This window comes from Allobosea sp. RCC_152_1 (genome assembly GCF_041360765.1).
Classification (GTDB): Bacteria; Pseudomonadota; Alphaproteobacteria; order Rhizobiales; family Beijerinckiaceae; genus Allobosea; species Allobosea spartocytisi.
Genome location: NZ_JBFUPU010000009.1, coordinates 173,484 through 179,557 on the forward strand (window position 1 = coordinate 173,484; position 6,074 = coordinate 179,557).

Annotated in this window: 4 protein-coding genes; 1 reads left to right on the forward strand and 3 read right to left on the reverse strand. The window is 67.9% G+C overall.

Features of this window, described 5'->3' with window-relative positions:
* Positions 1–50: 50 nt before the first annotated feature.
* The 3 genes from AB6806_RS24295 to AB6806_RS24305 form a co-directional block, all read right to left on the reverse strand.
* Positions 51–3,548: a molybdopterin cofactor-binding domain-containing protein gene (locus AB6806_RS24295; protein WP_142021038.1), complete on the reverse strand. Its 3,498-nt coding sequence runs from the start codon at positions 3,546–3,548 to the stop codon at positions 51–53.
* Positions 3,549–3,583: 35 nt separating this feature from the next.
* Positions 3,584–4,081 (reverse strand): (2Fe-2S)-binding protein, encoded by a 498-nt coding sequence (locus AB6806_RS24300; RefSeq protein WP_112762323.1) that lies wholly within the window; start codon positions 4,079–4,081, stop codon positions 3,584–3,586.
* Positions 4,082–4,242: 161 nt separating this feature from the next.
* A complete protein-coding gene (locus tag AB6806_RS24305; protein ID WP_142021039.1) occupies positions 4,243–5,442 on the reverse strand; it encodes an amidohydrolase family protein in 1,200 nt (399 codons plus the stop codon).
* Between the two features lie 133 nt (positions 5,443–5,575).
* On the opposite strand from AB6806_RS24305, the gene fdxA reads away from it, so the two are divergent.
* The gene (gene fdxA / locus AB6806_RS24310; protein ID WP_038365680.1) at positions 5,576–5,905 is read left to right on the forward strand and encodes a ferredoxin FdxA; all 330 of its coding nucleotides are present in this window, start codon (positions 5,576–5,578) and stop codon (positions 5,903–5,905) included.
* Positions 5,906–6,074: the final 169 nt, after the last annotated feature.

Sequence of the window (6,074 nt, forward strand, 5' to 3'; positions counted from 1 at the left end):
TATCTCCCTCTCCCCTTGCGGGAGAGGGCTGGGGTAAAGGGCGCGGTCCCCTAAGGGGCCTTGCGTGCCCTTGCGATAGCCGCTTCCACCCCGTTCCAAGCCGGCTTCTCCGGCGCGAAACGGCTGCGCAGATAGCTCGCGAGTTCAGCGACCTGCCCATCGTCGAGCGCGTTTCCGAAGGCTGGCATCTGGCCCATGCCGTGACTTCCGCCCTGCAGCAGCAGGTTGACGAGATTGGCCGGCGTCGCGGCGTGAAGCTTCGAGCTCAACCCCAGCGCCGGCCCCTGATTGGCCAGCGGCGCGATCCGCCCGGTTTCATGACAGGCGGCGCAGGCCCCCTCATAGAGTCGCGCGGCCCGCGACGTGCCGGGATTGGCGGCCGATGCCGTCGCCTTCAGGATCGCCTCGGTGCGCGCCGCGATCTCGGGCTCCGGAGGCGAGGCGCCGAGCGAGGCGAGATAGATGGCCATGGCGCGGATATCGGCGTCCGGCAACTCCTTGAGTTCCGCGATGACGGGCGCCATCGGACCGGATGCCGTGCCGTGGTTCGCGGCATGACCGCTGCGCAGATAGGTGTAGAAATCCGCCTCGCTCCACGGGATCGGAGAATGCGAGGCGCCCGTCAGCGCCGGCGCCTCCCAGCCCTCGGCCTCACCACCGGCGAGATAGGCCATGCCGCCCTTCTCGGCGCCGAGCGCGTTGCGCGGCGAATGGCAGGCGCCGCAATGGCCGAGCCCGTCGACGAGATAGCGCCCCCGGTTCCATTCGGCCGTGCGGGCCGGTTCCGGCTTCGCTTCCTTGCCCCGGTTGAACAGCAGGTTCCAGCCGGCCATCAGCGGGCGCAGGTTGAAGGGAAAGATGAGCCGGCTCGGTTCATTCACCCGCATGACCGGCGTCTGGGACATCAGGAAGGCATAGAGCGCCTGCAGATCGGCATCGCTCGTCTTCGCGAAATTCGCATAGGGAAAGGCGGGATAGAGATGGCGCCCGCCGCGATGGATGCCGGCGCGCATCGCCCGCTCGAAGGCGGGATAGGACCAGTTGCCGATGCCTGTCTCGGGATCGGGCGTGATGTTGGTGCTCGTCACCGTGCCGAAGGGCGTCTCCAGCGCGAGCCCGCCGGCATAGGGCACGCCGTCCCTGCCCGTATGGCAGACGGCGCAGGCTCCGAGCGCGGCGAGCTGGCGCCCCTTCTCGATGGTGGCTGCGGACCATGTCGCGGGGTCCGGCCGGGCAATGGGTGCGATCTCCGGCGCGAGCGGCAGCGAGACAGCCGCAAACGTCGCGGCGGCAGCAGCCATGCCGCCGATTCTGGCCCAGAAGCCGAGGCCGCGTCGGCCTCCCCGGGCGGGCGGCGGGGCCAGTGCCGGGCGCCCGTTCAGCCCGGCCAGCACACGCTCGGGCGTCAGCGGCAATTCGCGGAAGCGCACTCCCGTCGCATCATAGACCGCGTTGACGATGGCCGCCGCACTCGGCACCGAGGCGGATTCGCCGGCACCGAGCGGCGGCTCCTGCTGCCGATCCATCAGCATCACATCGATGGCCGGCAGCTCCGGGAAGCTCAGCACCGGATAGGCGCCCCAGTCGCGCGCGGCGACGGCCGTGGTCTCCGAGAAGGTCACCTCCTCGCGCAGCACACGACTGGTCGATTGCAGGACATTGCCGTGGATCTGGTGCTGCACGCCAGCCGGGTTGACCATCATCCCGGTATCCTGGCCGACCACGACGCGGCTGACCGTCACCTCCCCGGTCGCGCGATTGACCGCGACATCCGCGACCCAGGCCGACCAGGCGGCCCCCACGCCCGGCCAGTTGCCATGGACATAGCGGGCCTGGGCGAAGCCGCGCCCGTGCAGGACATCGCCCTCGGCCCGCAGGCGCGGCCCGACATGCGGCTCCCAGCCGGCGCGGGCGGCCGTCGCCTCGACCAGCTCGGCGGCACGCGCATCGGTGATGTGGCGCAGGCGGAACTCGACCGGATCGACGCCCGCCTCATGCGCCAGCTCGTCGATATAGCTTTCATGCGCGAAGACGTTGGGCATAGCCGAGACGCCGCGCAGCCAGGAGGCACGCACGATCGGCGGCATGTCATAGGCCGTGATCCGCATGTTCTCATAGGCATAGGAGGGGATCGCGGTGCGGTCGCCCATCTTCAGCGTCGCCGGCGTGTTGGGGATGCGCCCGGTCAGCAGCAGCGCCAGCGTCGGCGCCGCATTGGAGGGGTAGCGCGTATGGAAATCATAGGCCGCGAGCGAACCGCCCGGCCCGAGCCCGCCGGCGATGTCGATGAGCTGAGCCGCGCCCTTCGGCTCCCAGAGATGCTCCTGCTCACGGGTGAGCTGCACCCGTACCGGCGCGCCCACGGCCCGCGACAGCAGAACCGCATCGGCCGCCACGTCGTCGGCGCAGTTGCGGCCATAGCAGCCCGCCGCCTCGTGGCGAACGATCTCGATCCGCTCCGCCGGCAGGCCGGTCAGCAAGGCGATGTCGGCCCGCAGCGGATAGGGATTCTGACTGCCGGCCCAAACGGTGATGCCGTCTTCCCGCACATCGGCGACGGCGCAGGACGGCCCGATCGAGCCATGCATCTGATAGGGCCAGACATAGGTCCGGTCGAGCCGCTTCTCGAGGGTCAGCAACGCCGCCTCGACATCGCCTTCGTCGACCAGCTTGCGGGGCGTCGCCGGATGCGCGCGGAGCGCATTCTCGACATCGCGCAGATCGGCCGGCGCCGGCCAGTACTTCCAATGCGTCCTGAGGGCCTGCGCCGCTGCCGCCGCCTGCTCCTCACGCTCGGCGACGATGCCGATGAAATCGCCCTCGACCACCACGGCGCGAATGCCGGGGATATCGGCGATGGATTCGTGCTCGACCGCTTCGAGGCTGTGCCCGACGAAATCCCCGCCATCGAGGCCGGCATAGGGCGGGCGCACGACCCGGCCATGCAGCATGCCCGGCACGCGTACGTCATGCACATAGGTGAAACGCCCGGTGAGCTTGGCCGGAATATCGACCCGCTCGACCGGCTTGCCGACGATGGCGTGGCGCTCGACCGGCTTGAAGGCCGCGCTTTCGGCCAGCGGCAGCAGGATGCGCCGGTTGCCGAGCAGCGCGTCGAGACTAAGCGAAGAGCCCGCCTCGCCGCGCCGGACAAGAGTGCCGGCACGGATTCCGATCTCCTCTTCCGGGCAATCGAGGGCAGCAGCCGCGAGCGACACGAGCTGCCGGCGGATCTGCACTGCCGCGATCCGCATCGGGATCGAGGTGACCTGGATCGTTTCGCTCGCGATCGTCGCGCCCTGGTCGGGCGTCTCGGCCGTATCGCCCAGCACCATCTCGACCGCATCGAAGGGAAAATCGAGCTCCTCGGCCACGATCTGCGCCAAAGCCGTGCTGATGCCGGTGCCGAGATCGACATGGCCACAGAAGGCGAACACCCGCCCTTCCCCGGTCACGCAGACATGCAGGTCCAGCCCCTCCTCGGGCCCCGCATCCGAGGGGGCGTCCTTGCGCGGCGAGACGACGGCGATCACGCCGCCACGCTTCAAGAGCTCCCGCCGGGAGGGTGGAGGCGCCCTGCCCGTCACTGCCCGGCCCCATCGGGTCGCCAGCCGCGTTCGGCAGCGAGCATCACCGCCCGCACGATCTCGACATGCGTTCCGCAGCGGCAGAGATTGTAGCGCAGGGCCTCGCGCACCTCCGTCTCGCTCGGCGCAGGCTTCACGTCGAGGAAGGCCTTGGCGGTCATCACCATGCCGTTGATGCAATAGCCGCATTGGGCGGCCTGGGCGTCGATGAAGGCCTGCTGGATCGGATGCGGGGCTTCCGGCGTGCCAAGCCCTTCCAGCGTGACGATGGCGCGGCCGGCGGCGAGGCGAACCGGATAGACGCAGCTTCTGGCCGCGACCCCGTCGAGCAGAACAGTGCAGGCACCGCATTCACCGAGGCCGCAACCGAATTTCGGGCCGTTGAGCGCAAGGTCGTTGCGCAGGAAGAAGAGCAGCGGCGTGTCGGGCTCGCCTTCGACGCGATGCTCGGCGCCGTTGACGGTCAAGGTGAAGGCGCGCGCGACAGGCCTCATCCCACCCTATCCGCGCCTGGAGAATGCAAGTCCCGCGACACCCACCTGCCCCGAAAGTCATTCGTATACGAACGAGACAACAACGATTCCGGATCGGCCGCAATCGTTATATCGTTGAAAACCTCATCGGCCGATGGGCGGCGTGACCAAGCCGAGGCCGTTCAGTGCCCCTGGACCGAGGGCACCTTCTCGGCCGGCGGCGTGTTGCGGCTGCGGCCGGAGCGGACGAGGCCGTCGATCACCACCATGCCGATGCCCGGCAGGTCGCCAAGCTGGATGCTGTCGAGGAAGCTCTTGCCCGCGGAGTGCTGGGCCTTGTCCATGAAGACGAAGTCGGCGGAGCGCCCGACCTCGATCAGACCGCAATCGAGATTGCGCATCCGCGCCGTGTTGCCGGTGGCGAAGCAGAAGGCGATCTCGGCCGGCACCTCTCCCAGCGAGGAGAGCAGCGAGACCATGCGGGCGATGCCGAGCGGCTGGACGCCGGAGCCCGCCGGCCCGTCCGTGCCAAGGATGACGCGGTTGAGTTCGCCCATCTCGCGGGCGACGCGCAGCGTGTAGAGAGCGGCGCGCTCATTGCCGTTATGGACGAGTTCGAGGCCGCGCTTGCAGCCCTCGCAGATGCAGCGGATCTCCGCGTCCGGCAGGGCAGTATGGCCGCCATTGATGTGGCCGACAACGTCGGTATCGGCTTCCAGCACCACGTCGGCGCCGATCAGCCCCGAGCCCGGGATCGAAGGGCCGCCCGTATGGATTGTCGACTGGATGCCATATTTGCGCGCCCAGGCGACCATCTGCTTCGCCGTGGCGCCATCCTTGACGCCACCGAGCCCGACCTCACCGAGCAGCCTGACACCGGCATCAGCCAGATCCTTGAAGTCCTGCTCGACCATGCCGGGCTCGATCACCGGCGCGCCGGCATGGATCTTCACGCCGCCCGGCCGGAAGGCGTCGAAGCAGCGCTGCGCATAGATCGCCATCGCCTTGACCCCGACGACATCCCTCGGCCGCCCCGGCGTATGGACCTCGCCGGCGGAGATCATCGTGGTGACGCCGCCATGCATGGTCGAATCGATCCAGCCGAGCTGGTTCTGGCGCGGCGTCCAGTCGCCCGCGACCGGGTGGACATGGCTGTCGATCATCCCCGGCAGGAGCACCGTGCCGTTGGCATCGATGACGGTGTCGGCCTTGTCGGTGTCCAGATCCTTGGCCCGACCGACCGCCGCGACCTTGCCGCCGATGGCAATGAGCGTATCCGCTTCGAGAATGGGATTGCCGATATCGCCGCTGAGCATGAGGCCGATATTCCGGACCACGAGCTTGTGGTCGGGGGTGATTGTCGCCGTCGATTGTTCAGCCATCGGCCCGCCTCGGTTTGATCGTTTCCACGTTATGCGCCGCCAATTGACAAAGCCATATCGGCGAGTCATATCGTTTGTACACGAACGAATTTGTCGGACCCTTTTCGTCCTGTCAAGCAGGAGGGAGAGCCTCATGGCCTACGCGGTCACGGAAGCCTGCATTCGCTGCAAATACACCGACTGTGTCGCGGTCTGCCCGGTCGACTGCTTCTACGAAGGCGAGACGATGCTCGTCATCAATCCCGACGAATGCATCGATTGCGGCGTCTGCGAGCCCGAATGCCCGGCCGAGGCGATCATCCCCGATACGGCCGAGGGTTCCGCCCGCTGGGTCGCCCTCAACGGCCGGCTTGCCGCGCAATGGCCCGGCATCACCGACAAGCGCGACGCGCCCGCCGATGCCGAGGATTGGAAGGGCGTCCCGGACAAGCTGCAATTCCTGCCCGAGGCCCTCGACGCATAGGATTTACTTTGCCGGCAATTCTTCTGTCGGAAACGGAGATCCGGCAGCAACTTAACCCTCGAATCCCACGACCCGCCGGTGAAGGCACCCGCCAGCCCGCCGCCGGACTTTCAAGGACGATGCGATGAGCCATTTCTACGAGGAACAGGTCCTGAGCGTGCATCACTGG

Bases quoted from the DNA above. Each gene is read 5' to 3' on its own strand.
- fdxA (WP_038365680.1), top strand. From the start codon at position 5,576: ATGGCCTACGCGGTCACGGAAGCCTGCATTCGCTGCAAATACACCGAC.
- AB6806_RS24305 (WP_142021039.1), bottom strand. From the start codon at position 5,442: ATGGCTGAACAATCGACGGCGACAATCACCCCCGACCACAAGCTCGTG.
- AB6806_RS24300 (WP_112762323.1), bottom strand. From the start codon at position 4,081: ATGAGGCCTGTCGCGCGCGCCTTCACCTTGACCGTCAACGGCGCCGAG.